This window comes from Streptomyces sp. TN58, from assembly GCF_001941845.1.
GTDB lineage: Bacteria > Actinomycetota > Actinomycetes > Streptomycetales > Streptomycetaceae > Streptomyces.
The window spans coordinates 1,771,024-1,792,068 of record NZ_CP018870.1; the positions used below are offsets into that span (position 1 = coordinate 1,771,024).

Sequence of the window (21,045 nt, forward strand, 5' to 3'; positions counted from 1 at the left end):
GGGCGGAGCCCCGGGAAACGGTGAAAGCGCGGGGCGGGGACCGGCTCCGCGCAGCGGCACCCGCACCCCCGGCCGCCCCGCCCGCCGCGCGAGCCCCCGCACCGCGACCCCCGACAGCCCGCGCACGCGTACCCGTACCGGAGGAGTGAGCAACTCATGAGCACGCCCTATCCGTTCACCGCGGTGGTCGGCCAGACCGACCTGCGGCTGGCGCTCCTGCTGAACGCCGTGAGCCCGGCGGTCGGCGGGGTGCTCGTACGCGGCGAGAAGGGGACCGCCAAGTCCACCGCCGTGCGCGCGCTGTCGGCGCTGCTGCCGCAGGTGGAGGTCGTGCCCGGCTGCCGGTTCTCGTGCGCGCCCGCCGCGCCGGACCCGGACTGTCCGGACGGTCCGCACGGGGCCGGTCCGGGAGGCGCCCGGCCGGCGCGCATGGTGGAGCTGCCCGTCGGCGCCTCCGAGGACCGCCTCGTCGGTGCCCTCGACATCGAACGGGCCCTCGCCGAGGGCGTGAAGGCCTTCGAGCCGGGTCTGCTCGCCGACGCCCACCGCGGGATCCTGTACGTCGACGAGGTCAACCTCCTCCACGACCACCTGATCGATCTGCTGCTGGACGCCGCCGCGATGGGCGCCTCGTACGTGGAGCGCGAGGGCGTCTCCGTGCGGCACGCGGCCCGTTTCCTGCTCGTCGGCACCATGAACCCGGAGGAGGGAGAGCTGCGGCCGCAGCTCCTCGACCGCTTCGGGCTGACCGTGGAGGTCGCGGCCTCCCGCGAGCCCGCGCAGCGGGTGGAGGTGGTCCGCCGCCGGCTCGCCTACGAGGACGACCCCGCGGGCTTCGCCGCCCGCTGGTCGGGGGACGAGAGCGAGGTCCGCGCCCGGGTCGTGGCCGCGCGGGCGCTGCTGCCGCAGGTCCGCCTCGGGGACACCGCGCTGCTCCAGATCGCCGCGACCTGCGCCGGCTTCGAGGTCGACGGCATGCGGGCCGACATCGTGATGGCGCGGACCGCGACGGCGCTGGCCGCATGGGCGGGGCGGACGGTCGTGCTGAAGGAGGACGTACGGCAGGCCGCGCTGCTCGCGCTCCCCCACCGTCGGCGCCGCAACCCCTTCGACGCGCCGGGCCTGGACGAGGACAAGCTGGACGAGATCCTCGACCGGTTCCCCGACGAGGAGCCGGAGGACGACCCCGAGCCGGACCCGGAGCCCGACCCGGGCCCGGGTCCCGGCCCCGAGGGCCCCGAAGGCGGCCCGGACGACGGCGGACCCGACGGCGGCGGGGTGCCGCCGCAGGGCAGCGGCCCCCAGGACGCGCAGCCCCCGGCCGAGCCCGCCGAGGCCCCCGCGCACTCCCCCGAGGCGCCGCGGCAGCCCTCCGCCCAGGAGCCCGGCGGGCCCGAACAGGCCGCCGTGGGGGCGGGCGAGCCGTTCCGGACCAGGATGCTGAGCGTTCCGGGGCTCGGCGAGGGCGCCGCCGGTCGGCGTTCGCGCGCCCGGACCGCTCACGGCCGGACGACCGGAGCCCAGCGGCCGCGTGGCCAGCTCACGAAGCTGCACCTGGCGGCCACCGTGCACGCGGCCGCCCCGCACCAGAAGGCGCGCGGCCGCGCCGGGCGCGGGCTGGTGATCCGCAAGGACGACCTGCGCCAGGCCACCCGGGAGGGCCGCGAGGGCAACCTCGTCCTCTTCGTCGTCGACGCCTCCGGCTCGATGGCCGCCCGGCAGCGGATGAGCGCGGTCAAGGGCGCCGTGCTGTCGCTGCTGCTGGACGCCTACCAGCGCCGGGACAAGGTCGGCCTGGTCACCTTCCGCGGCGCCGCCGCCGAGCTGGCGCTGCCGCCCACCTCCTCGGTGGACGCGGCGGCCGCCCGGCTGGAGAAGCTGCCTACGGGCGGCCGCACCCCGCTGGGCCCCGGGCTGCTCAAGGCCCACGAGGTGTTGCGGATCGAGCGGCTGCGGGATCCGAGCCGCCGTCCGCTGCTGGTCGTGGTCACCGACGGGCGGGCCACCTCGGCCGGGGCCGTCGGCGGCGACCCGCGCGAGCTGACGGCGCGCAGTGCCCGGCTGCTGGCCTCCGAGGGGGTCGCTTCGGTGGTCGTGGACTGCGAGTCGGGGCCGGTCCGGCTGGGGCTGGCCGGGGCGCTGGCCGCCGACCTCGGCGGGCCTGCCGTCACCCTCGACGGGCTGCGGGCCGACTCGCTGGCCGGGCTCGTGAAGGACGTACGTACCGCAGTGACAACTCCCGCTTCCCACACCAACAGGAGGGCCGCGTAATGCCTCAGGGACAGCCGTCCGTCGTTCCGGACGACGGGCTCACCACGCGCCAGCGCCGCAACCGCCCGCTCGTCTTCGTCCACACCGGACCGGGCAAGGGCAAGTCCACGGCGGCTTTCGGGCTGGCGCTGCGCGCCTGGAACCAGGGCTGGCCGATCGGGGTGTTCCAGTTCGTCAAGTCGGCGAAGTGGAAGGTCGGCGAGGAGAACGCGCTGAAGGTGCTCGGTGCCTCCGGCGAGGGCGGCAGCGTCGTCTGGCACAAGATGGGCGAGGGCTGGTCCTGGGTCCAGCGGGACGCGCAGCTCGACAACGAGCAGGCGGCCAGGGAGGGCTGGGAGCAGGTCAAGCGGGATCTGGCCGCCGAGACGCACAAGCTGTACGTGCTCGACGAGTTCGCCTACCCGATGCACTGGGGCTGGATCGACGTCGACGAGGTCATCGAGGTGCTGCGCGGCCGTCCCGGCAGCCAGCACGTGGTGATCACCGGCCGCAACGCGCCGGAGAAGCTGGTGGAGTTCGCGGACCTGGTCACCGAGATGACCAAGGTGAAGCACCCGATGGACGCCGGCCAGAAGGGCCAGAAGGGCATCGAGTGGTGACGTCGTCCGACATGCCCCGGCTGGTCGTCGCCGCGCCGTCGTCCGGCAGCGGCAAGACCACCGTGGCCACGGGCCTGATGGCGGCCTTCGCGGAGCGCGGCCTCGCCGTGTCCCCGCACAAGGCCGGGCCCGACTACATCGACCCGGGCTACCACGCGCTGGCCACCGGCCGGCCGGGACGCAACCTCGACGCCTTCATGTGCGGGCCGGAGCTGGTGGCTCCGCTGTTCGCGCACGGGGCGGCGGGGTGTGATCTCGCCGTGGTCGAGGGTGTGATGGGGCTGTACGACGGGGCCGCGGGCCGGGGCGAGCTGGCGTCGACGGCACAGGTGGCGAAGCTGCTGCGGGCGCCGGTGGTGCTGGTGGTCGACGCCTCCTCGCAGTCGCGGTCGGTGGCGGCGCTGGTGCACGGTTTCGCCTCCTTCGACCCTCAGGTCCGCCTGGGCGGCGTGATCCTGAACAAGGTCGGCTCGGACCGGCACGAGGCGATGCTGCGGGAGGCACTGGAGGAGGCGGGGATGCCGGTGCTCGGCGTCCTGCGGCGGGCTCCTCAGGTGGCCACGCCCTCGCGCCATCTGGGGCTGGTGCCGGTGGCCGAGCGGCATGCCGACGCGCTGGCCGCAGTGGCGGCGCTGGCGGAGCAGGTCAGGGGCGGCTGCGATCTGGACGCGCTGATGGCGCTGGCCCGCACGGCGCCGCCGCTGTCCTGCGAGCCGTGGTCGCCTGAGGCCGCGTCGCCGGCGTTCGAGGCGGCGGCTTCGGGGCGCAAGCGCGGCGGCGCCGCAGCGTACGAGCGGCCCGTCGTCGCCGTCGCCGGCGGGGCCGCGTTCACGTTCTCGTACGCCGAGCACGCGGAACTGCTCACCGCCGCCGGGGCCGAGGTCGTCACCTTCGACCCGCTGCGGGACGAGGCGCTGCCCGAGGGGACCGGCGCCCTGGTCATCGGCGGCGGGTTCCCCGAGGTGTACGCGCCCGAGCTGTCCGCCAACGAACCGCTGAGGGCGGCCGTCTCGGCGTTCGCGTCGGCCGGCGGGCCGGTGGCGGCCGAGTGCGCCGGGCTGCTGTACCTGGCGCGGTCGCTGGACGGGAAGCCGATGTGCGGGGTGCTCGACGCGGACGCGCGGATGTCGGAGCGGCTGACGCTCGGCTACCGCGAGGCGGTGGCGGTGTCCGACAGCTCGCTGGCCGCGGCCGGTACGCGGCTGCGCGGGCACGAGTTCCACCGGACGCTGATCGAGCCGGGCGCCGGATCGGCTCCCGCGTGGGGGTTCACGCATCCGGAGCGCCGGGTCGAGGGCTTCGTCCGGCAGGGCGTGCACGCCAGCTACCTGCACACGCACTGGGCGGCCGAGCCGTCGGTCGCCGCCCGTTTCACCGGGGCCGCGGCCGCGTGGACGGCGGCCGTACGGGACGCCGCGGCAGCGCGGCCGTGAACCGTGCCGGCTCACTCCGCGATGCCCACCACGAGCCAGATCCCGGCCACCCCGCCCACCGTGCACATCAGCGTGGACAGGGCGGGGTGCCTGTGGTGTGCCTCGGGCAGGATCTCGGCGGCCGCCAGGTAGAGCAGGAGGCCGCCGAAGAAGCCGAGGTACGCGCCGAGGGGTTCCTCCGGAAGTGTGAACAGCAGAGTGGACGCGGCGCCCACCACGGGGGCGGCAGCGTCCGCGAACAGCATCATCAGGGCCTTGCGGCGGTCGTTGCCGTAGAGGCTGGTGAGCGTGTACGTGTTGAACCCGTCGGCGAAGTCGTGGGTGATCACGGCGAGCGCGACGGCCACGCCCATCCCGCCGCCGACCTGGAATGCCGCGCCCAGCGCCACGCCGTCGGCGAGGCTGTGGCCCACCATCGCGGCGGCCGCGGTGAGCCCGACCTGCGGGGTGCGCCCGCCGTCCTCGGCGCCGTGCGCGGCCTGACGTACGGCCAGGAGCCGCTCGACGACGTGGGCGACGAGGAAGCCGGCCACGAAGAGCAGCAGGGCGAGCGGGACGCCGAACACCTCCCCGCCCGCCGCGTGCAGGGCCTCGGGGAGCAGGTCCAGGCCGACGACGCCGAGCATCAGCCCGCCGGCCAGGCCCAGCACGAGGTGGCGGCGGTCGGTGACGCGCTGCGCCGTCCAACCGCCCAGCAGGGTCATCAGGAACGCGCCCAGCGCCACGATCACGGCCATGTGCCCTTGGATACAGACTCCTCGCCCCGAGCGCACGTCCGCGCGCGGGTGGCGGGCGTCGCGGTGTTGACGACTGACCGGTGTCCGGTGATGTGCCGGTGACCGTGACTACGGAGGGAGGCCCCCCGGTGGGCGAGTACACGACGCGGCTGGTGGTCGGGGTCGGCGGCCGGGCGGGGGTCTCCGCGGAGGAGGTCTGCGCCCTGGTCGAGGAGACGCTGCGGGGCGCGGGTCTGACCGCGGAGGCGGTCACGGCGCTGGCCACGGTGGAGTCGAAGGCGGGCGAGGCGGGGATCGCCGGTGCGGCGGAACGTTTCGGCGTGCCGGTCCTCGGCTATCCCGCGGACCGGCTGGCCGGCATCGACGTACCGCATCCCTCGGAGGCGGCGCGGGCCGCGGCCGGGACCCCCTCGGTGGCGGAGGCCGCCGCCCTCGTGGCGGGCGGGGAACTCCTCGTGCCCAAGCGGCGCTCGCTCTCCGCGACCTGCGCGGTCGCCACGGCGCAGGCGCACGACCTGCGCCACCACGGGGACGCCGAGGTGGTGGACGCGGGCTCCGCCCTGGAGGACCTCGCGGTCAACGTCCGGGCGCACACGCCCCCGCAGTGGCTCAGGCAGCGGATCGCCGCCTCCCTCGGGGACCTCGCCGCGTACCCCGACGGGCGGAGGGCCCGTGCGGCGGTGGCGGCCCGGCACGGCCTGCCGGTCGACCGGGTGCTGTTGACGGCGGGGGCGGCGGAGGCCTTCGTACTGATCGCGCGGGCGCTGGGCGCTGTGCGGCCCGTGGTGGTGCATCCGCAGTTCACCGAGCCGGAGGCGGCCCTGCGGGACGCCGGCCACCAGGTCGGGCGGGTGGTGCTGCGGGCCGAGGACGGCTTCCGGCTGGACCCGGCGGCCGTGCCGGAGGACGCGGACCTGGTGGTCGTCGGCAATCCCACGAACCCGACGTCGGTCCTGCACCCGGCGGCGGACCTGGCGCGGCTGGCGCGGCCGGGCCGGATCCTGGTGGTGGACGAGGCGTTCATGGACGCCGTCCCGGGCGAGCGGGAGGCCCTGGCGGGCCGGACGGACCTGCCCGGGCTGGTGGTGCTGCGCAGCCTGACCAAGACGTGGGGGCTGGCGGGACTGCGCATCGGATACGTGCTGGCCGAGCCCGGGGTGATCGCGAAGCTGGCGGCGGCGCAGCCGCTGTGGCCGGTGTCGACGCCCGCCCTGGTGGCGGCCGAGGCCTGTGTGGCTCCGGCGGCGCTGGCCGAGGCGGAGGAGGCGGCGCGGGGGATCGCGGTGGACCGGGCGCACCTGCTGGCCGGGCTCGCCGAGTTCGACGAGGTGAGGGTCGTGGGCGTGGCGGAGGGGCCGTTCGTCCTGATCCAGGTCGCGGACGGCGCGGAGGTCCGCACCCGGTTGCGGGCCCTCGGCTTCGCCGTCCGGCGCGGGGACACCTTCCCGGGGCTGGACCGGACCTGGCTGCGGCTGGCGGTGCGCGACCGGGCGACGACGGGCCGGCTGCTGCAGGCCCTGGACCGCGCCCTCGCCCTGACGTCGCGCTGAGCTCGCACAGGCGTCGCACTGGCGTCGCACTGGCGTCGCGCTGAGCTTCCGCCGGCCTCGCGCCGGCATCGGGAGGGGCCGGCGCCCGTCTGCCTGACCTGCGGGTTCCCATGAGGCTCCGGCCGGGGGTTCACTCGAACGGCCCACCTACGATGGCCGCGGGGGCGGGGCCGTTCGAGGATCCCCGCACGGGCGAGGAGATCCGGGGGTCGGGATGAAGGCATCCGCAGCGACAGGCGCGGCGCTGGCCGGACTGGTGGTCGTGGCCGGCGCGCTGTACGCCGTACCGCAGCTGCTGGACGGGGGCGGCGAGCCCGCCGCACGGCAGCGGCTGGGCGCCGAGCCCGGCCGGGCGGCGCCGTCCCGGCCGGCGTCTCCGGCCGCTCCCGCGGGGCAGCCGTTCACGCTGGTGGCGACCGGGGACATCATCCCGTACCCGTCGATCATCCAGCGGGCGGGGGACGACGCCGGCAAGGCCGGGGAGTACGACTTCCGGAAGATACTCGCGGGGGTCAAACCCCTGGTCTCCGCCGCCGACCTGGCGATATGCCACCACGAGATACCGTACGGGCGCCCCGGCGGCCCCTACACCGGCTACCCCACCTTCAAGGCCCCGCACCAGCTGGCGGACGCCCTCCGGGACACCGGGTACGACGCGTGTTCCACCGCCTCGAACCACACCCTGGACGACGGCTACGAGGGGCTGGCCCGCACCCTGGAGCACCTGGACCGGGTCGGCATCCCGCACGTCGGCTCGGCCCGCAGCGCGGAGGAGGCCAAGGCGCCGGCCCTGCTCTCGGCGGGCGGCGCGAAGGTCGCCCAGCTGTCGTACACGTACGGCACGAACGGCATCCCGCTCCCCCGGGACAAGCCCTGGGCCGTGAACCTGATCGACAAGGACCGGATCGTCGCCGACGCCCGCACGGCCCGGGCGGGCGGCGCGAACGTCGTGGTCCTCAGCGTCCACTGGGGCACCGAGTGGCAGACGGCGCCCGACGAGCAGCAGAAGGAGCTGGCGCAGGCGCTGACGGCGTCCCGCTCGGCCGACGGCCTCCCCGACATCGACCTGATCATCGGCACGCACAACCACGTCCCGCAGCCCTACGAGAAGATCAACGGCACCTGGGTGGTCTTCGGCATGGGCGACCAGGTCGCCAGCTTCGTGCCGGCCGACAAGCTGCGCGGCAACCAGTCCTCGGTCCCCCGCTTCACCTTCGCCCCGGCGGCTGACCGGCCGGGCCGGTGGGAGGTGGTGAAGGCGGAATTCCTCACGCAGTACTCGGACATGGGCCCGCCCTTCCGTGTCGTCTGCGCCTCCTGCGCGGCCTCGGACGAGGCGCTGCCGGCCGCGAAGCGGGCCGAGTACGCGCGGATCGACCGGCAGGTCACCGACGCCGTGATGTCACGGGGTGCGGACGGACAGGGACTGGCCCACGCCACCCGTTGAGCGGGCCCGGGCCCGTAGTGGTGCCGGGGCGGGGCCGGAGCCGCCCGGCGGTGCTACTGGGTCCTGCCCCGCCGGGTCAGGTAGAGCGCGCCGCCGCCGAGCGCGAGCAGCGTCAGCGCACCGCCCGTGATGAAGGGGGTGAGCGAGCCGCCGCCGGTCTCGGCGAGGTTGGCGCCGGTGGTTCCCGAGCCGGAGCCCGAGCCGGAGCCGCCGGTGGTGCCGGTGGTGCCGGTGGTGCCGGTACCCGTCCCGGTCTGGGCCTTGATGTCGGTCTGGGTCTTGGTGTCGGGCTGCTCGGGCGTCCCGTCCGTCGGCGCCGAGCCCTTCGGGGACTCGCAGTGCGCCTCTGCCAGGACGATCTCGCCGTCCACCCGCGCCACGTTGAGGTCCAGCGGGTTCACGGCCACCTTCAGGCGGAGCGCCGCGGCGGCGGCCGTGGCGGAGGTGGTCTGTGTGCCGGACAGCTGCATGTCGACCGTGCCCACCCCCGGGACCTCGACCTTGGTGGGCCCGCCCGCCGACAGGGTGGTCCTCTTGCCCAGCACGGTCACCTTGCCGAGCACGTTCGCACTGGCCACCGGCTTCTTGCCGGCTTCGCAGACGGCCTTGGAGGTGACCTTCTCCACCTCGATCAGCGAGAGCAGCGGCAGCCCGGGCACGTGCACGCGGGCCTTGGCCAGATTGGCCTCGGCCTCCGCCTTCGCCTTGTCCGCGGTGGCCTTGGAGGTGGCGACGTCCGCCCGCAGGACGCTGACCGGCTTGTTCCCCTCGACTCCGTCCAGGGTGACGGTCAGGGCAGTCTTCTCGGCCGCCGCGGGGGCGCTGACCTCGTTGAGGGTGGCCTTCATCGGGACGTGCACGGCGTTGAGCAGGCGTACGTCCAGCCCGGTGCGCAGGACGACGGCGCCGGACTTGCCCCCTCCGCTCGCGGGGGTGCCTCCCGTGGCGGAGGCGGGCGGCGCCGTGAGCAGGGCGACCGCTCCCGTGGCGAGCAGAACGGCCGCGGGCATGCGGAAGGTGTTGCTGTTCAAGGTGGTGGAACCCCCGGGGAGTTGGGTGCCGTCGGCGCGGCCAATGGGGGACATCGCACGCGCCGACGGCTTCGACCCTCGGAATCCTTACTCAATGTGGGTGACGGGACAGCTACCTGACGTCACTTCACCCCAAAGGGTGGTTTCCGCGCGGGGATTCGAATTGCGGCCCTGCTCGCCGCGCCGCGGTCAGGCCCTGATCGTGCCGTCGACGACCACGCGCCGCGGCTGCGCCAGCACCCGTACGTCGGCCCGCGGGTCGGCGTCGTAGACCACCAGGTCCGCCGGAGCGCCCTCGGTGAGGCCCGGCCGGCCGAGCCATTCGCGCGCCGCCCAGGCCGTCGCCGAGAGGGCGTCGAGCGCCGGGATCCCGGCCTTCACCAGCTCCGCGACCTCCGCCGCGACCAGCCCGTGCGGCAGGGAACCGCCCGCGTCGGTGCCGACGTAGACCTGGATGCCCGCGTCGTAGGCCGCCCGGACGGTGTCGTAGCGCCGCTCGTGGAGCCGGCGCATGTGCGCCGACCAGCGGGGGAACCTGGCGTCGCCGCCCGCCGCGAGCTTGGGGAAGGTCGCGATGTTGACGAGGGTGGGGACGATCGCGACCCCGCGCTGTGCGAACAGCGGGATGGTGTCCTCGGTGAGGCCCGTGGCGTGTTCGATGCAGTCGATGCCCGCCTCGACGAGGTCGCGCAGCGAGTCCTCGGCGAAGCAGTGAGCGGTGACGCGGGCTCCGAGCCGGTGCGCCTCGGCGATGGCCGCCTCGACCTCGGCGCGCGGCCAGCAGGCGGTCAGGTCGCCGGCGTCGCGGTCGATCCAGTCGCCGACGAGCTTGACCCAGCCGTCGCCGCGCCGCGCCTCGCGGCCGACGTACTCGACGAGGTCGGCCGGCTCGATCTCGTGCGCGTAGTTGCGGATGTAGCGGCGGGTGCGCGCGATGTGCCGGCCCGCCCGGATGATCTTCGGCAGGTCCTCGCGGTCGTCGATCCAGCGGGTGTCGGAGGGCGAACCGGCGTCGCGGATCAGGAGGGTGCCCGCGTCGCGGTCGGTGAGGGCCTGCCGCTCGGCGGTGCCGGCGTCGACCGGGCCGTGGGCGTCCAGCCCGACGTGGCAGTGCGCGTCGACCAGCCCGGGCAGCACCCAGCCGGTCACCGTGGCGGCCTCGCGGGCGCCGGGCGGGCGCGAGTAGGAGACGCGGCCGCCGACGACCCAGAGCTCGTCGCGGACCTCGTCGGGCCCGATCAGCACCCGCCCCTTCACGTGCAGCACATCGCTCACATCACTCATGGCGGCACTGTACGCGCGGCCCCGGGCGGGTCAGGAGGCGGAGAGGGCGTCCAGCAGCCGGTCCACCTCGGCCTCCGTGTTGTAGAGGTGGAACGAGGCCCGCAGCAGGCCCGCACGGGCCGAGGTGAGGACTCCGGCCGCCTGCAGGGCGGGCTGCCGGTCCGCCAGGCCCGGCACGGAGACGATGGCGGAGTCGCCGGGCACGGGCTCGTGGCCGAGGCGCGCGAGTCCGGCGCGGTAGCGGGCGGCCAGGGCGGTGTCGTGGGCGTGCACGGCCTCGATGCCGATCCGCTCGATCAGGGCGAGGGAGACCTCTGCCGCATGGTAGGCGAGGAAGGCCGGGGACTCGTCGAACCGCCGTGCGGAGTCGGCCAGTTCGGACACCGGGCCATAGACGGCGTCCCACATGGACCGCGCGGCCACCCAGCCCGCGTGCAGCGGGGTCAGGGTCTCCTGGGCCTCCCGCGACACGGTCATGAACGAGGCCCCCCGGACGCTGAGCAGCCATTTGAAGCCGACCGCGACCGTGTAGTCGTACGGGGAGGCGTCGAAGGGCAGCCAGCCCGCCGCCTGGGAGGCGTCCACGAGCATCCGGGCCCCGTGCGCGGCGGTCGCCGCGCGCACCGCCGCCAGGTCGGCCTTGCGCCCGTCCGCGGACTGTACGGCGCTCAGCGAGACCAGGGCGGTCTCCGGGCCCACCGCCTCGGCGAGGGACTCCAACGGCGCGAACCGCACCTTGAGGTCGCCCCGCACCACGAAGGGGTTGATCACGGAGGCGAAGTCGCCCTCCGGGCAGAGCACTTCGGCGCCGGAGGGCAGGGAGGCCGCGACGAGGCCGACGTGGGTGGAGACGGCGGAGCCGACGGCCACCCGGTCGGCGTCCACCCCGACCAGGCGGGCGAAGGAGGCGCGGGCGCGGTTCACGCGGTCGAAGTCGCCGAACCCGGCGGGGATCCCGGCCCCCGCCGCCTCGGCGAGCTCCTTCATCGCGGTTACGGCGGACCGCGGGACGACCCCGCAGGTGGCGGAGTTGAGGTAGGTGGTGGAGTGGGCGAACTCGGCACGGGTCGCTTCGGCGATCGGAAGATCCATGCCGTCAACTCTGCGCCAGGAACGACCCAAAGTCCATTGGTGAGTTTTACTCGTCCACCCCAAGCGATGCTTATACCTGCGGGACCGCGCACGCCCCGTCGGGCTCGCACGCGTCGGCCGCGGCCGGCTCGGCCGGCTCGCGCCCGGCCCAGGCCTGCTCCAGGGCCCGGGTGAACACCTCGGCCGGCTGTCCGCCGGAGATCCCGTAGCGGCGGTCGAGGACGAAGAACGGCACGGCGTTGGCGCCCAGCTCCGCGGCCTCGCGCTCGTCGGCGCGGACCTCCTCGGCGTAGGCGGAGCCGTCGGCGAGGACGGCGCGCGCCTCCGCCTCGTCCAGTCCGGCCTCGACCGCGAGCGCGAGCAGCACCTCGGGGTCGAAGACGGAGCGCTCCTCGGCGAAGTTGGCCCGGAAGGCGAGGTCGAGCAGTTCCTCCTGCCGGCCCCTGGCGTCGGCCAGGTGCAGCAGCCGGTGGATGTCGAAGGTGTTGCCGTGGTCCCGGCCGTCGGTCCGGTACGCCAGCCCCTCGGCGCGGGCGGCGGCGGCGACGTGCTCCTCCATGCCGCGCGCCTCCTCCAGGGTGCGGCCGTACTTCTTGGCGAGCATGTCCACCACGGGGGCGGTCACACCCTTGGGGCCGTTCGGGTCGAGCTCGAAGGACCGGAAGACGACCTCCACCTCGTCACGGTGCGCGAAGCCGGCCAGCCCCTTGGCGAAGCGGGCCTTTCCGATGTAGCACCAGGGGCAGGCGATGTCGCTCCAGATCTCGACGCGCATGATCCTTCTTCTCTCCGGGGTCGCTGACGGGACGGTTTGCTGTTCAACCATCACCGGTGTGAACCATCCGGCCGGCCGCACCATTCCCGCACCCCTACTTCTTCAGCCAGGCCTGCATCATCTTCTGTGCGATCGGCGCGGCCAGCTTGCCGCCGCCGATCTCGGAGCGGTCGGTGTCGGAGTTCTCGATCACCACGGCCACGGCGATCTGCTTGCCGTTCGCCTTGCCGTACGAGGTGAACCAGGCCAGCGGCGCCAGGCTGTTCTTGACACCGCGCTGGGCGGTGCCGGTCTTGCCGCCCACCTCGGCGCCCGGCACCTGGGCCGGCTTGCCGCCGCCCTCGGCGGCCACGGTGCGCATGGCGTCGCGGATCATCGAGGCCGTCTTCTCCTTCATGACCTGCTGGGACTTCGGGTTCCTGAAGCTCTCCAGCACGTTGCCGTTGGCGTCGGTGACCTCGGAGACCATGTGCGGGGCGACGAGCTTGCCGCCGTTCTCGATGGCGGCGGTGACCATCGCCATCTGGAGCGGGGTGGCCTGGACGTCGAACTGGCCGATGCCCGTCTGCGCGACCTGGTCGACCGACATCTTCTTGGACGGGTACTTGCTCGGCGGGTTGGTGCGGACCGGGGTGTCGATCTGCGTGTTGAAGCCGAGCTTCTCGGCGGTCGCGCGCATCTTGTCCTGGCCGAGCTTGGAGGCGAGCTCGGCGAAGACGTTGTTGCAGGACAGGCGCAGGGCGGTGCGTACCGAGGCGTTGTTGCAGGCCGCGGAGCCGGCCTCGCTGGGCAGCGCGGTGCGGGTGCCGGGGATCGTGTACGGGTCGGGGATGCCGGTCGGCTGGTCGATGTCGGTGACCAGGCCGTTCTCGATCGCCGCGGCGAGGGTGACCAGCTTGAAGGTGGAACCGGGCGCCTGCGGCTTGCGCAGCGCCACGTTCTCCATGGCCTTGCCCTTGTCGGCGGAGAGCGCGTCCCAGGCCTTCTGGTCGTTGGCGCCGGAGATGCTGCCCGGGTCGAAGGACGGGTTGTTCACGACGGCGAGGATCTCGCCGGTGGCCGGGTCGATGGCCACGGCGGCGCCCTGCTTGCCCTGGAGCGCGTCGTAGGCGGCCTTCTGGACGTCCTTGTCGATCGTGGTGAGGACGTTGCCGGGGGCGGCCCGCTTGTTGGTGAGCATGTCCATCACGGTCTTCAGCCGGCTGTCGGAGCCGTTGAGGACGTTCTTGTAGACGCCCTCCAGCATGCTGGTGCCGTAGGCCTGGGAGTTGTAGCCGGTGACGGGCGCGTAGAGCGGGCCGTCGACGTAGGTCCGCTTGTAGCCGAAGTCCTTGCCGCCCGTCTTCTCCGAGCCGGTGATCGCCTCCCCGCCCACGATGATGCTGCCCAGCGGGTTCTCGTACTGGCCGATGAGATTGCGGCGGTTGTGCTTGTCGTCTGCGAGGGCCTGGCCTTGGTACGCCTGCACCCAGGTGACGCGGACCAGCAGGGCCAGCACCAGGAGCAGACAGAAGACCGACGCACGCCTGATCGTCTTGTTCATCCCCCCGAAGGACGTCCCCGGGGCCGCAGGCGTTCCGCTCTGCCCCGATTGTGGCCGAGTTCTCAGCGTTTCCTCATGATGAACCCTCCCTCGTAGGCCGCGATGACCGCCTGGGTGCGATCGCGGGACCCGGTCTTGGTGAGGACCGACGCGACGTGTGTCTTGACCGTCTGGGGCCCGACCCCGAGGCGTTCGCTCATCTCGTGGTTGGACAGCCCGGTGGCCATCAGGCGCAGGACGTCGGCCTCGCGATCGGTGAGCCTGGCGATCCAGGGCGCGGTGTCGGGGGCGGGGGCCGCCGCGTGCGCGGCGGCGAGGGAGCGGACGGCGGCCGGGAAGAGCAGCGAGTCGCCGCGGGCGACGAGCCGGACCGCCCCGATCAGCTCGTCCGGGTCGGCGCGCTTGAGGAGGAAGCCGGCGGCTCCGGCGCGCAGCGCGTCGTAGACGTGGGCGTCGTTCTCGAAGGTCGTGACGACCACGATCCTGGGCGGCTCGGCCATGGTGGCGAGGATCTGCCCAGTGGCCCGGATGCCGTCGATCTCGGGCATCCGGACGTCCATCAGCACCACGTCGGGGGTGAGGGAGCGCACCAGCGGGACCGCTTCGGCTCCGGTGGCGGCCTCGCCGACGACCTCCAGGTCCGCCTCGGCCTCAAGGATGACCCGCAGCGCGGTGCGGACCATCCGTTCGTCGTCGCAGAGCACGATGCGCAGCGGCGCCCGGCCCGCCGGGGCGTGCGCCGTCACCGGTCGCCTCCGGTGAGCGGGAGGACCGCGCGCAGCCGCCACCGGTCCTCGTGCGGGCCCGCCTCGACGCTGCCGCCGAGCAGTGCGGCCCGCTCAGCGGCGCCGCGCAGCCCTCGGCCGCCGGTGGTGCGGGGTTCCCGGCCTGCGGGCGGGCCGGCGGGCGGATTGGTCATGCTGATCTCCAGTTCTCGCGGTTCGGTGCCGTGGCCGGCCCGGACCAGGATCCGCAGGTCCACGGGGCCGCCGCCGTGGCGCAGGGCGTTGCTGAGGCCTTCCTGGACGATCCGGTAGGCCTCGCGGGAGGTGATCTCCGGAAGCCGGTGCCAGTCCTCCACGGGCCCGGGGTCCTGGTGTGCGGTGATGGCGGCTCCCCCGGCCCGGGTGCGGGCCAGGAGGCCTTCGAGGTCGGCGGCGAGGGTGGGGGCGGGGACGTACGCGCCGTCCGGCCGGGCCGGATCCCCGTCGCGCAGCAGACCCAGGACGGCGTCCAGTTCCCCCACCGTCCGCCGGGTGGTGTCCTCGATCGCGGTGAGCGCCTGCCGTACGAAGTCGGGGTCGCGCTCCAGCATCCGCCGGGCGGCGGCCGCCTGGAGGGTGACGGCGCTGAGCGCGTGCCCGACCGCGTCGTGCAGTTCCCGGGCGAGCCGGTTGCGCACGGCCAGGTCGGCGGCCCGCTCCTCGGCCGCCGCGAGCCGGTCCGCCGCCGTCGGCCCGAGCAGTACGGGTGCCAGCCGGGCCAGCAGCTCCCCCGCTGCGGCCGCGCACAGGGCGAGAGCGACCAGGAGGCCGATCCCGAGGAGGGGGGCCGTGTACGTCTCCACTCCCGTGTTGAACCATCCGAACCCCAGCCGGACTTCGCGCAGCCCGCTCACGAAGGGCAGCACGAGCAGCACCACCGCCATGGGCGGCACCGCCAGTGTCATCCCGCTGACCAGCGCTCCGACCCCCAGATGCAGGGTCCACCAGGCGGAGGCCCGGCCCCGCGCGGCCCAGGTCCGCGCGGGCCCTTCGGCGAGCCGCTCCCCGGGCACCGCGCACATGGCCCGCACGGCGGTCACCGACAGCGGTCGGACCAGCCCGTACACCCCGGTGGCGGCGGCCAGCGGCAGGGCCGCGGCGTAGGAGGCGAGGCTCAGGGGAAGGGAGGACAGGGCGTTGGCTCCGCCTGCCGCCGCGCCGACCCCCACCGAGGCCAGGAGGAAGTACGGCATCAGCAGGGCGCCGCCGAGGATCTGGTGGAGCCATCGCAGCCGGGCCCGCGCACCCGGCAGCCGGCTCCGGCCGCCGCGCATCAGCTCTCGCGTCGGGATATGAGGAACCGGGTGAGGACGGCGGTGGCGAGCGCTCCGGTGGCCATCTGGCCAGCGTAGATCAACTGCCCTGCGGTGGACGGCCCCTCGGGGCCGTCCGGCTGGGGTGCCAGCGAAGCGATCAGCAGCCAGGCTCCCCAGGCCAGGGTCGCGGCGCCGCCCACCCAGGTGAGCCCGAGCGGCCACCGTGCCGGCAGCGTCCCGCCGCGGCTCAGGAGCCACACGCCCGATCCCGCGGCAAGGGCGCATGTCGCGTGGGCCACGGACGCCACGGCGCTCTCCACTCCATGCGCCTCGGCCCGCTCGGCGCTCAGTCCGGCGGTGCCGCCGAAGGCCCAGTAGAGGAACAGCGCCGCCAGGGCCAGGGCGGCCGAGGCCGCGGCTGCCGCCACCACCCCCGTGGGCGACGGCAGCCGCTCTCCCACCACGCCCTGCCACCGCCGGCCCCAGCGCTGCCGCGCATAGGGCACGAACAGCCCGGCCAGGGCGAGTCCTTGAAGGGTGAATCCCGTATACACGACCGTGAAGACCCAGTCGTCCAGGAAGGGCTGCCGTGCGGCCGCCTCGTCCGGGCCGGTCCCGAAGCCCAGGGCCCGTACGAGCAGCTGGCCGGGGAACCCGAGCAGGATCGGGGTCAGCAGTCCCGTGGCCGTGAACACCGGAACGGTCAGCATCCAGGCGGGCGTTCTCAGCCCCCAGGGTCGGGTGAGCACCAGGACGAGCACGATCACGGTCGCGTCCATGGCCAGGGTGACCGCATTGGCCGCGGTGAGGAACGGGCCGGCTTCCAGCAGCACGCTGCCGTCCGGTATCCCGATCCGGCTGCCGGACAGCCAGGCGGCCTTGAGCGCCAGATACGGCAGCGTGGCCGCCACGGCCGAGGCCGCGAGGACGCGCCTCCCGGCCCCCTGCGGCGGGGTGGAGGACCGCGGTTCGTACGTCGTGTGAACGCCTCGTGTGGTCATGCCCCAACGGTCCCGGTCACGGCGCCCCGCCACCTCCCCCGCAATGGGGAACCGCCTCCCCCGTACGGGGGAGGGGCAGCCGACCCGAGTGGCGCACGCGCCCCTCACATGCGGCGCGTCACCACCGCCAGCCGGTCGCGCGCCTCGAACAGCGCCGCCTTGATGACCTGCTCGTGCCCCGGCGTCAGCCGGGCCACCGGCACCGAGCAGCTCACCGCGTCACGGGCGGGCGTCCGGTAGGGCACGGCCACCCCGAAGCAGCGCAGCCCGAGCGTGTTCTCCTCCCGGTCCACCGCGTATCCCTGCTCCCGCACCAGCTCCAGCTCCTCGATGAGCTGCTCCCGGTCGGTGACGGTGTGCTCGGTGACCGCCTCCAGCCGCCGCGGCAGCAGCGCCCGTACCTCCGCGTCCGAGTGCGTGGCGAGCAGCGCCTTGCCGAGCGCCGTCGAGTGCACGGGCAGCCGCCGCCCGACCCGGGTGAAGGGCCTCAGGTAGTGCTGGGACTGCCGGGTGGCGAGGTACACCACGCTCGTCCCGTCGAGCCGGGCCAGGTGGATGGTCTCCGTCGTGTCGTCGGAGAGCCGGTCCAGGGTGGGCCGGGCAGCGGCGACCACCTCGTCACCGTCGATGTAGGAGCTGCCGACCAGCAGGGCCCGTACGCCGATGCCGTAGCGCGTGCCCGTCGCGTCCGTCTCCACCCACCCCAGGTTCACGAGCGTGCGCAGCAGCATGTAGAGGCTGGACTTGGGCAGGGAGAGGTCGTTCTGGATGTCGGCCAGGCTGTGCAGCCCCGGCCGGGCCGCGAAGTGCTCCAGCAGCAGGACCGTCCGGACCGCCGATTTGACCGGCGCCGCCGCAACAGGAATCCCCGGCTCGGTCGTCGTCATACGCCCGCTTCCCCTCTGGTCGACTCTGGTCGCCTCTTGTCACGCGGAGGACCCCGGAAATAGAGTCCGCAGCAGACGTGATCATTCATCCACCGGAACCGCGTTCAGAATACTGAACGATCCAGGAGGCAGTGGGCCATGACAACGACACCAGTCTGGAGTGTGGACCCCCGCACCGGGAAGCAGCGCGAGCAGGTTGCGGCGGAGGCCACATCCCGGGAGGTGGACGAAGCCGTACGGGCCGCCCATGCCGCCCGCGGCCCGCTCGCGGACGCCGCCGTCCGCGCGGCCTTCCTGCGCACCGCCGCCGCGCTGCTCGACGAGGCGGCCGCCCACGTCATCGAGGCCGCCGACGCCGAGACCGCGCTCGGCCCGGGCCGGCTCACCGGCGAACTGGCCCGCACCACCGGCCAGCTGCGCGCCTTCGCCGACGCCGTCGACGAGGGGTCCTACCTCGACGTCCGGATCGACCGCGCCGACCCCTCCCTCAGCCCGCCGCGCCCCGACCTGCGCCGCTACAAGGTCCCCCTCGGCGTCGTCGCGGTCTACGCCGCCTCCAACTTCCCGCTCGCCTTCTCCGTCCCCGGCGGGGACACCGCGAGCGCCCTGGCCGCGGGCTGCCCCGTGGTGGTCAAGGCGCACCCCGACCACCCGGCCACCTCCGAGCTGTGCGCGTCGCTGCTGCGCCGGGCGGCCGTCTCCAACGGGCTCCCGGCCGACGTGGTGGCCGTGGTGCACGGGTTCGACGCCGGCCTTGAGCTGATCCGCCACCCGCTGGTCGCGGCCGCCGGGTTCACCGGTTCCGTCCGGGGCGGGCGGGCGCTGTTCGACGCCGCCGCCGCCCGGCCGGTGCCCATCCCCTTCCACGGTGAGCTGGGCTCCCTCAACCCCGTCGTGGTCACCCCGGCCGCGGCGGCCGAGCGCGCCGAGGAGATCGGCGCCGGCCTCGCGGCCTCGGTCACCCTCGGCGTCGGCCAGTTCTGTGTGAAGCCCGGCCTGGTCCTGGTGCCCGAGGGCGCGGACGGCGACCGGCTCACGGCCGAGCTGGACAAGGCGCTCGGCGAGACCGAGCCCGGGGTGCTGCTCGACCACCGGATGCGGGAGAACTTCGTCTCCGGGGTCCGCGAGCGGGCCGCGCTGCCCGGCGTCGAGGCCCCGGTCACCCCGGGGTCCGGCGGCGACCACACGGTGGGCGCCGGCTATCTGACCGTGCGGGCGGGGGACCTCCTCGCCGGTGACGGGCACGACGTCCTGCTGGAGGAGTGCTTCGGGCCGGTCACCGTCGTCGTCCGGTACGCCGGCCAGGGCGAGGCGGGCGCGGTCCTCGGGCGGCTCGGCGGGAACCTGAGCGCCACCCTCCAGTTGTCCGCCGCCGAGACCGAGGGCGCCCCGGGCCCGGCCGCCGAGCTGATCGGGCAGGTCACCCGGCTGGCGGGACGGATCGTGGTCAACGGCTGGCCGACCGGGGTCGCGGTGGCCCCGGCCCAGCACCACGGCGGCCCGTACCCGGCTGCGACCTCTCACTCCACGTCGGTGGGCGGCACGGCGATCGAGCGCTGGCTGCGGCCGGTGGCCTACCAGTCGGTCCCGGACGCCCTCCTGCCGCCCGAGCTCCGCGACGCCAACCCCCTGGGCCTCCCCCGCCGCGTGACGGGCGGCTGAGCCGCCCGGCGCCGGGCGGCCGCCCGCCGCCGGTAATCCCGTTGCCTGCCCCGCGCCCCGCAGGGCAGGCTGCGGGGCATGCCGAGACCGCATGGATTCACCTACGACCGCCGGGGCGACGACTGCGTCGTCATCACCCACCACGGCCGCTCGGCGGCCACCCTGCGCGGTGCGCGTGCCGCCGCGTTCCTGGACGAGGTGGAATCGGGGGATCCGCAGCTCGTGATGGCCCGCTGGACCGGCTCGTACAAGTTCGGCAACGAACGCACCGCGAAGAACCACCCCCGCAACCGGCGCGGAAATATCCCGCGAGGGTAAGGGAACGGCAAAGCACCTCCGCTCGTTCTCCGGGCATGACCGCTATGACCCCTGGATCCAACCTGCCGCTCGATGGCGTCCGTGTGACGGTCGACGTGGCTGCGCCGGTGCGGCTCGACGTGTCCGCGCTGCTCCTCACGGCGGACGGCAAGGTGCGCTCCGACGCCGACTTCATCTTCTTCAACCAGCCCAGCGGGCCCGGTGTCACCTACCGGTCCGGTGGCGGCACGGCGCCCGACTCGGTCACCGTGGACACCTCCGCGGTGCCGCCGGGCATCGAGCGGATCGTGGTCACGGCCAGCCCGGACGCCGCCGGGCAGACGTTCCAGGGCATCGAGCCCACCGCCACCGTGCGCAACGCCGACGGCGGCGCGGTGATCGCCTCCTTCACCCCGCCGCAGCTGGCGACCGAGACCGCGCTCGTGGTCGTGGAGATCTATCTGCGCGGCGGTGTGTGGAAGGTGCGGGCGGTCGGCCAGGGGTATGCGAACGGGCTCGCCGGCATCGCCACCGACTTCGGAGTCAGCGTGGACGAGGAGCCGGCGCCCGCGGCCGCCGCCCCTCCCGCCCCCGCGGCGCCCCCCGCCCCGCCCGCCCCGCCCGTCACGCACCAGCCCTCCCCCTGGCTCACCGCCGGCGCCGGGACCCCCGCCCCGGTCACCCCGGCCCCGGTCACCCCCCCCCCCGCCGCGCCCCCGGCCGCCCCCGCCGCACCGCCCGCCACCGGCAAGATCAACTTGGACAAGGGCCGGGTCAGCCTCCAGAAGAACCAGACCGTCTCGCTGGTCAAGGGCGGCCGCCCGCTGCTCTCCCAGGTCAAGATGGGCCTGGGCTGGGAGCCGGCCTTCCGCGGCCGGGACATCGACCTCGACGCGTCCGTCATCGCCTACGGCCCCCAGCGCAACCACGTCGACAGCTGCTACTTCGGCAAGCTGTCCATCCTGAACGGTTCCGTCAAGCACTCCGGGGACAACCTCACGGGCGAGGGAGCGGGCGACGACGAGGTGATCGTCGTGGACCTCGGCCGGCTGCCCGCCGACGTCAGCGGCCTGGTCTTCACCGTCAACTCCTTCTCCGGCCAGAAGTTCACCGAGGTGGCCAAGGCCTACTGCCGCCTGATCGACGCGGCGAGCGGTGAGGAGCTGGTGCGCTTCGACCTCACCTCCGCCGAGCCGCAGACCGGTGTGATGATGGCGAAGCTGATCCGTCAGTTCTCCGGGGAGTGGGAGATGACGGCCATGGGCGACTTTGTGAAGTCGCGCACAGTGCGCGGCATGGTCAAGCCCGCCGCCCAGGCACTCTGAGCAGGTGGGCGGGCACGGAGGGCCACCGGAGCGGATCGCGGGTGATGGATTCCACGCGTAATCCGCGGGTGGCTGTCAGTGCCCGCCCGTA

General features: G+C 74.3%; 18 protein-coding genes. 8 read left to right on the forward strand and 10 right to left on the reverse strand.

Going from position 1 to position 21,045, the window contains the following annotated elements:
• Positions 1-156: 156 nt before the first annotated feature.
• From BSL84_RS08090 to BSL84_RS08100, 3 genes are read left to right on the forward strand one after another with little or no spacing between them, the layout of a single operon-like run.
• Positions 157-2,271: a putative cobaltochelatase gene (locus tag BSL84_RS08090; protein WP_075970077.1), complete on the forward strand. Its 2,115-nt coding sequence runs from the start codon at positions 157-159 to the stop codon at positions 2,269-2,271.
• Positions 2,271-2,870, forward strand: coding sequence for a cob(I)yrinic acid a,c-diamide adenosyltransferase (gene cobO / locus BSL84_RS08095; RefSeq protein ID WP_030033260.1), 600 nt, complete (start codon positions 2,271-2,273; stop codon positions 2,868-2,870). The genes BSL84_RS08090 and cobO overlap by 1 nt, the downstream gene beginning before the upstream one ends.
• An 11-nt stretch (positions 2,871-2,881) precedes the next feature.
• Complete coding sequence (locus tag BSL84_RS08100; RefSeq protein ID WP_075972013.1) at positions 2,882-4,303, forward strand: cobyrinate a,c-diamide synthase; 1,422 nt, start codon at positions 2,882-2,884, stop codon at positions 4,301-4,303.
• 11 nt (positions 4,304-4,314) lie between these two features.
• Here the strand turns inward: BSL84_RS08100 and BSL84_RS08105 are convergent, their stop codons facing one another.
• Positions 4,315-5,040 carry a ZIP family metal transporter gene (locus tag BSL84_RS08105; RefSeq protein ID WP_030032807.1) on the reverse strand — a complete coding sequence of 242 codons (726 nt, stop codon included), beginning with the start codon at positions 5,038-5,040 and terminating at the stop codon, positions 4,315-4,317.
• A gap of 128 nt (positions 5,041-5,168) precedes the next feature.
• Here BSL84_RS08105 and cobC point away from each other — a divergent pair, with 128 nt between their 5' ends.
• Together cobC and BSL84_RS08115 are read left to right on the forward strand one after the other, a co-directional pair.
• On the forward strand, positions 5,169-6,590 hold the full coding sequence (cobC, locus tag BSL84_RS08110; RefSeq protein ID WP_234308571.1) for an Rv2231c family pyridoxal phosphate-dependent protein CobC: 1,422 nt from the start codon (positions 5,169-5,171) through the stop codon (positions 6,588-6,590).
• Positions 6,591-6,804: 214 nt separating this feature from the next.
• Positions 6,805-8,037, forward strand: a complete 1,233-nt coding sequence (locus BSL84_RS08115) for a CapA family protein (protein WP_045323824.1) — start codon at positions 6,805-6,807, stop codon at positions 8,035-8,037.
• A 53-nt stretch (positions 8,038-8,090) separates the two neighbouring features.
• Here BSL84_RS08115 and BSL84_RS08120 read toward each other — a convergent pair whose 3' ends face one another.
• The 9 genes from BSL84_RS08120 to BSL84_RS08160 form a co-directional block, all read right to left on the reverse strand.
• Complete coding sequence (locus BSL84_RS08120; RefSeq protein WP_078849240.1) at positions 8,091-9,068, reverse strand: SCO1860 family LAETG-anchored protein; 978 nt, start codon at positions 9,066-9,068, stop codon at positions 8,091-8,093.
• A 189-nt stretch (positions 9,069-9,257) separates the two neighbouring features.
• On the reverse strand, positions 9,258-10,352 hold the full coding sequence (locus BSL84_RS08125) for an amidohydrolase family protein (protein ID WP_030029357.1): 1,095 nt from the start codon (positions 10,350-10,352) through the stop codon (positions 9,258-9,260).
• A 30-nt stretch (positions 10,353-10,382) separates the two neighbouring features.
• Entirely contained in the window at positions 10,383-11,444 is a 1,062-nt protein-coding gene (locus BSL84_RS08130) for an aminotransferase class V-fold PLP-dependent enzyme (RefSeq protein ID WP_075970079.1), read from the reverse strand.
• Positions 11,445-11,514: 70 nt separating this feature from the next.
• Positions 11,515-12,219: a DsbA family oxidoreductase gene (locus BSL84_RS08135; protein ID WP_030029355.1), complete on the reverse strand. Its 705-nt coding sequence runs from the start codon at positions 12,217-12,219 to the stop codon at positions 11,515-11,517.
• 94 nt (positions 12,220-12,313) lie between these two features.
• Positions 12,314-13,762, reverse strand: coding sequence for a peptidoglycan D,D-transpeptidase FtsI family protein (locus BSL84_RS08140; RefSeq protein ID WP_030029353.1), 1,449 nt, complete (start codon positions 13,760-13,762; stop codon positions 12,314-12,316).
• Positions 13,763-13,824: 62 nt separating this feature from the next.
• Positions 13,825-14,508, reverse strand: coding sequence for a response regulator (locus BSL84_RS08145; RefSeq protein ID WP_420711222.1), 684 nt, complete (start codon positions 14,506-14,508; stop codon positions 13,825-13,827).
• Positions 14,505-15,800 carry a sensor histidine kinase gene (locus BSL84_RS08150; protein WP_045323829.1) on the reverse strand — a complete coding sequence of 432 codons (1,296 nt, stop codon included), beginning with the start codon at positions 15,798-15,800 and terminating at the stop codon, positions 14,505-14,507. Before BSL84_RS08150 ends, BSL84_RS08145 begins: the two co-directional genes overlap by 4 nt.
• A complete protein-coding gene (locus BSL84_RS08155) occupies positions 15,800-16,783 on the reverse strand; it encodes a hypothetical protein (RefSeq protein WP_075970080.1) in 984 nt (327 codons plus the stop codon). Before BSL84_RS08155 ends, BSL84_RS08150 begins: the two co-directional genes overlap by 1 nt.
• Positions 16,784-16,887: 104 nt before the next feature.
• On the reverse strand, positions 16,888-17,670 hold the full coding sequence (locus BSL84_RS08160; protein ID WP_030031663.1) for an IclR family transcriptional regulator: 783 nt from the start codon (positions 17,668-17,670) through the stop codon (positions 16,888-16,890).
• Positions 17,671-17,808: 138 nt separating this feature from the next.
• Between BSL84_RS08160 and BSL84_RS08165 the strand changes: the two genes are divergently transcribed.
• The 3 genes from BSL84_RS08165 to BSL84_RS08175 all read left to right on the forward strand — a co-directional run bounded on the left by BSL84_RS08165 (position 17,809) and on the right by BSL84_RS08175 (position 20,954).
• Complete coding sequence (locus tag BSL84_RS08165) at positions 17,809-19,332, forward strand: aldehyde dehydrogenase (NADP(+)) (RefSeq protein WP_075970081.1); 1,524 nt, start codon at positions 17,809-17,811, stop codon at positions 19,330-19,332.
• A 78-nt stretch (positions 19,333-19,410) separates the two neighbouring features.
• Entirely contained in the window at positions 19,411-19,650 is a 240-nt protein-coding gene (locus BSL84_RS08170; RefSeq protein WP_030034215.1) for a hypothetical protein, read from the forward strand.
• 44 nt (positions 19,651-19,694) lie between these two features.
• Positions 19,695-20,954: a TerD family protein gene (locus BSL84_RS08175; protein WP_075970082.1), complete on the forward strand. Its 1,260-nt coding sequence runs from the start codon at positions 19,695-19,697 to the stop codon at positions 20,952-20,954.
• The last annotated feature ends 91 nt before the right edge of the window (positions 20,955-21,045 follow it).

Coding starts and splice junctions, on each gene's coding strand:
- BSL84_RS08090 (WP_075970077.1), top strand. CDS start 157: ATGAGCACGCCCTATCCGTTCACCGCGGTGGTCGGCCAGACCGACCTG.
- cobO (WP_030033260.1), top strand. CDS start 2,271: ATGCCTCAGGGACAGCCGTCCGTCGTTCCGGACGACGGGCTCACCACG.
- BSL84_RS08100 (WP_075972013.1), top strand. CDS start 2,882: ATGCCCCGGCTGGTCGTCGCCGCGCCGTCGTCCGGCAGCGGCAAGACC.
- BSL84_RS08105 (WP_030032807.1), bottom strand. CDS start 5,040: ATGGCCGTGATCGTGGCGCTGGGCGCGTTCCTGATGACCCTGCTGGGC.
- BSL84_RS08115 (WP_045323824.1), top strand. CDS start 6,805: ATGAAGGCATCCGCAGCGACAGGCGCGGCGCTGGCCGGACTGGTGGTC.
- BSL84_RS08125 (WP_030029357.1), bottom strand. CDS start 10,352: ATGAGTGATGTGAGCGATGTGCTGCACGTGAAGGGGCGGGTGCTGATC.
- BSL84_RS08130 (WP_075970079.1), bottom strand. CDS start 11,444: ATGGATCTTCCGATCGCCGAAGCGACCCGTGCCGAGTTCGCCCACTCC.
- BSL84_RS08135 (WP_030029355.1), bottom strand. CDS start 12,219: ATGCGCGTCGAGATCTGGAGCGACATCGCCTGCCCCTGGTGCTACATC.
- BSL84_RS08140 (WP_030029353.1), bottom strand. CDS start 13,762: ATGAACAAGACGATCAGGCGTGCGTCGGTCTTCTGTCTGCTCCTGGTG.
- BSL84_RS08150 (WP_045323829.1), bottom strand. CDS start 15,800: ATGCGCGGCGGCCGGAGCCGGCTGCCGGGTGCGCGGGCCCGGCTGCGA.
- BSL84_RS08155 (WP_075970080.1), bottom strand. CDS start 16,783: ATGACCACACGAGGCGTTCACACGACGTACGAACCGCGGTCCTCCACC.
- BSL84_RS08160 (WP_030031663.1), bottom strand. CDS start 17,670: ATGACGACGACCGAGCCGGGGATTCCTGTTGCGGCGGCGCCGGTCAAA.
- BSL84_RS08165 (WP_075970081.1), top strand. CDS start 17,809: ATGACAACGACACCAGTCTGGAGTGTGGACCCCCGCACCGGGAAGCAG.
- BSL84_RS08170 (WP_030034215.1), top strand. CDS start 19,411: ATGCCGAGACCGCATGGATTCACCTACGACCGCCGGGGCGACGACTGC.
- BSL84_RS08175 (WP_075970082.1), top strand. CDS start 19,695: ATGACCCCTGGATCCAACCTGCCGCTCGATGGCGTCCGTGTGACGGTC.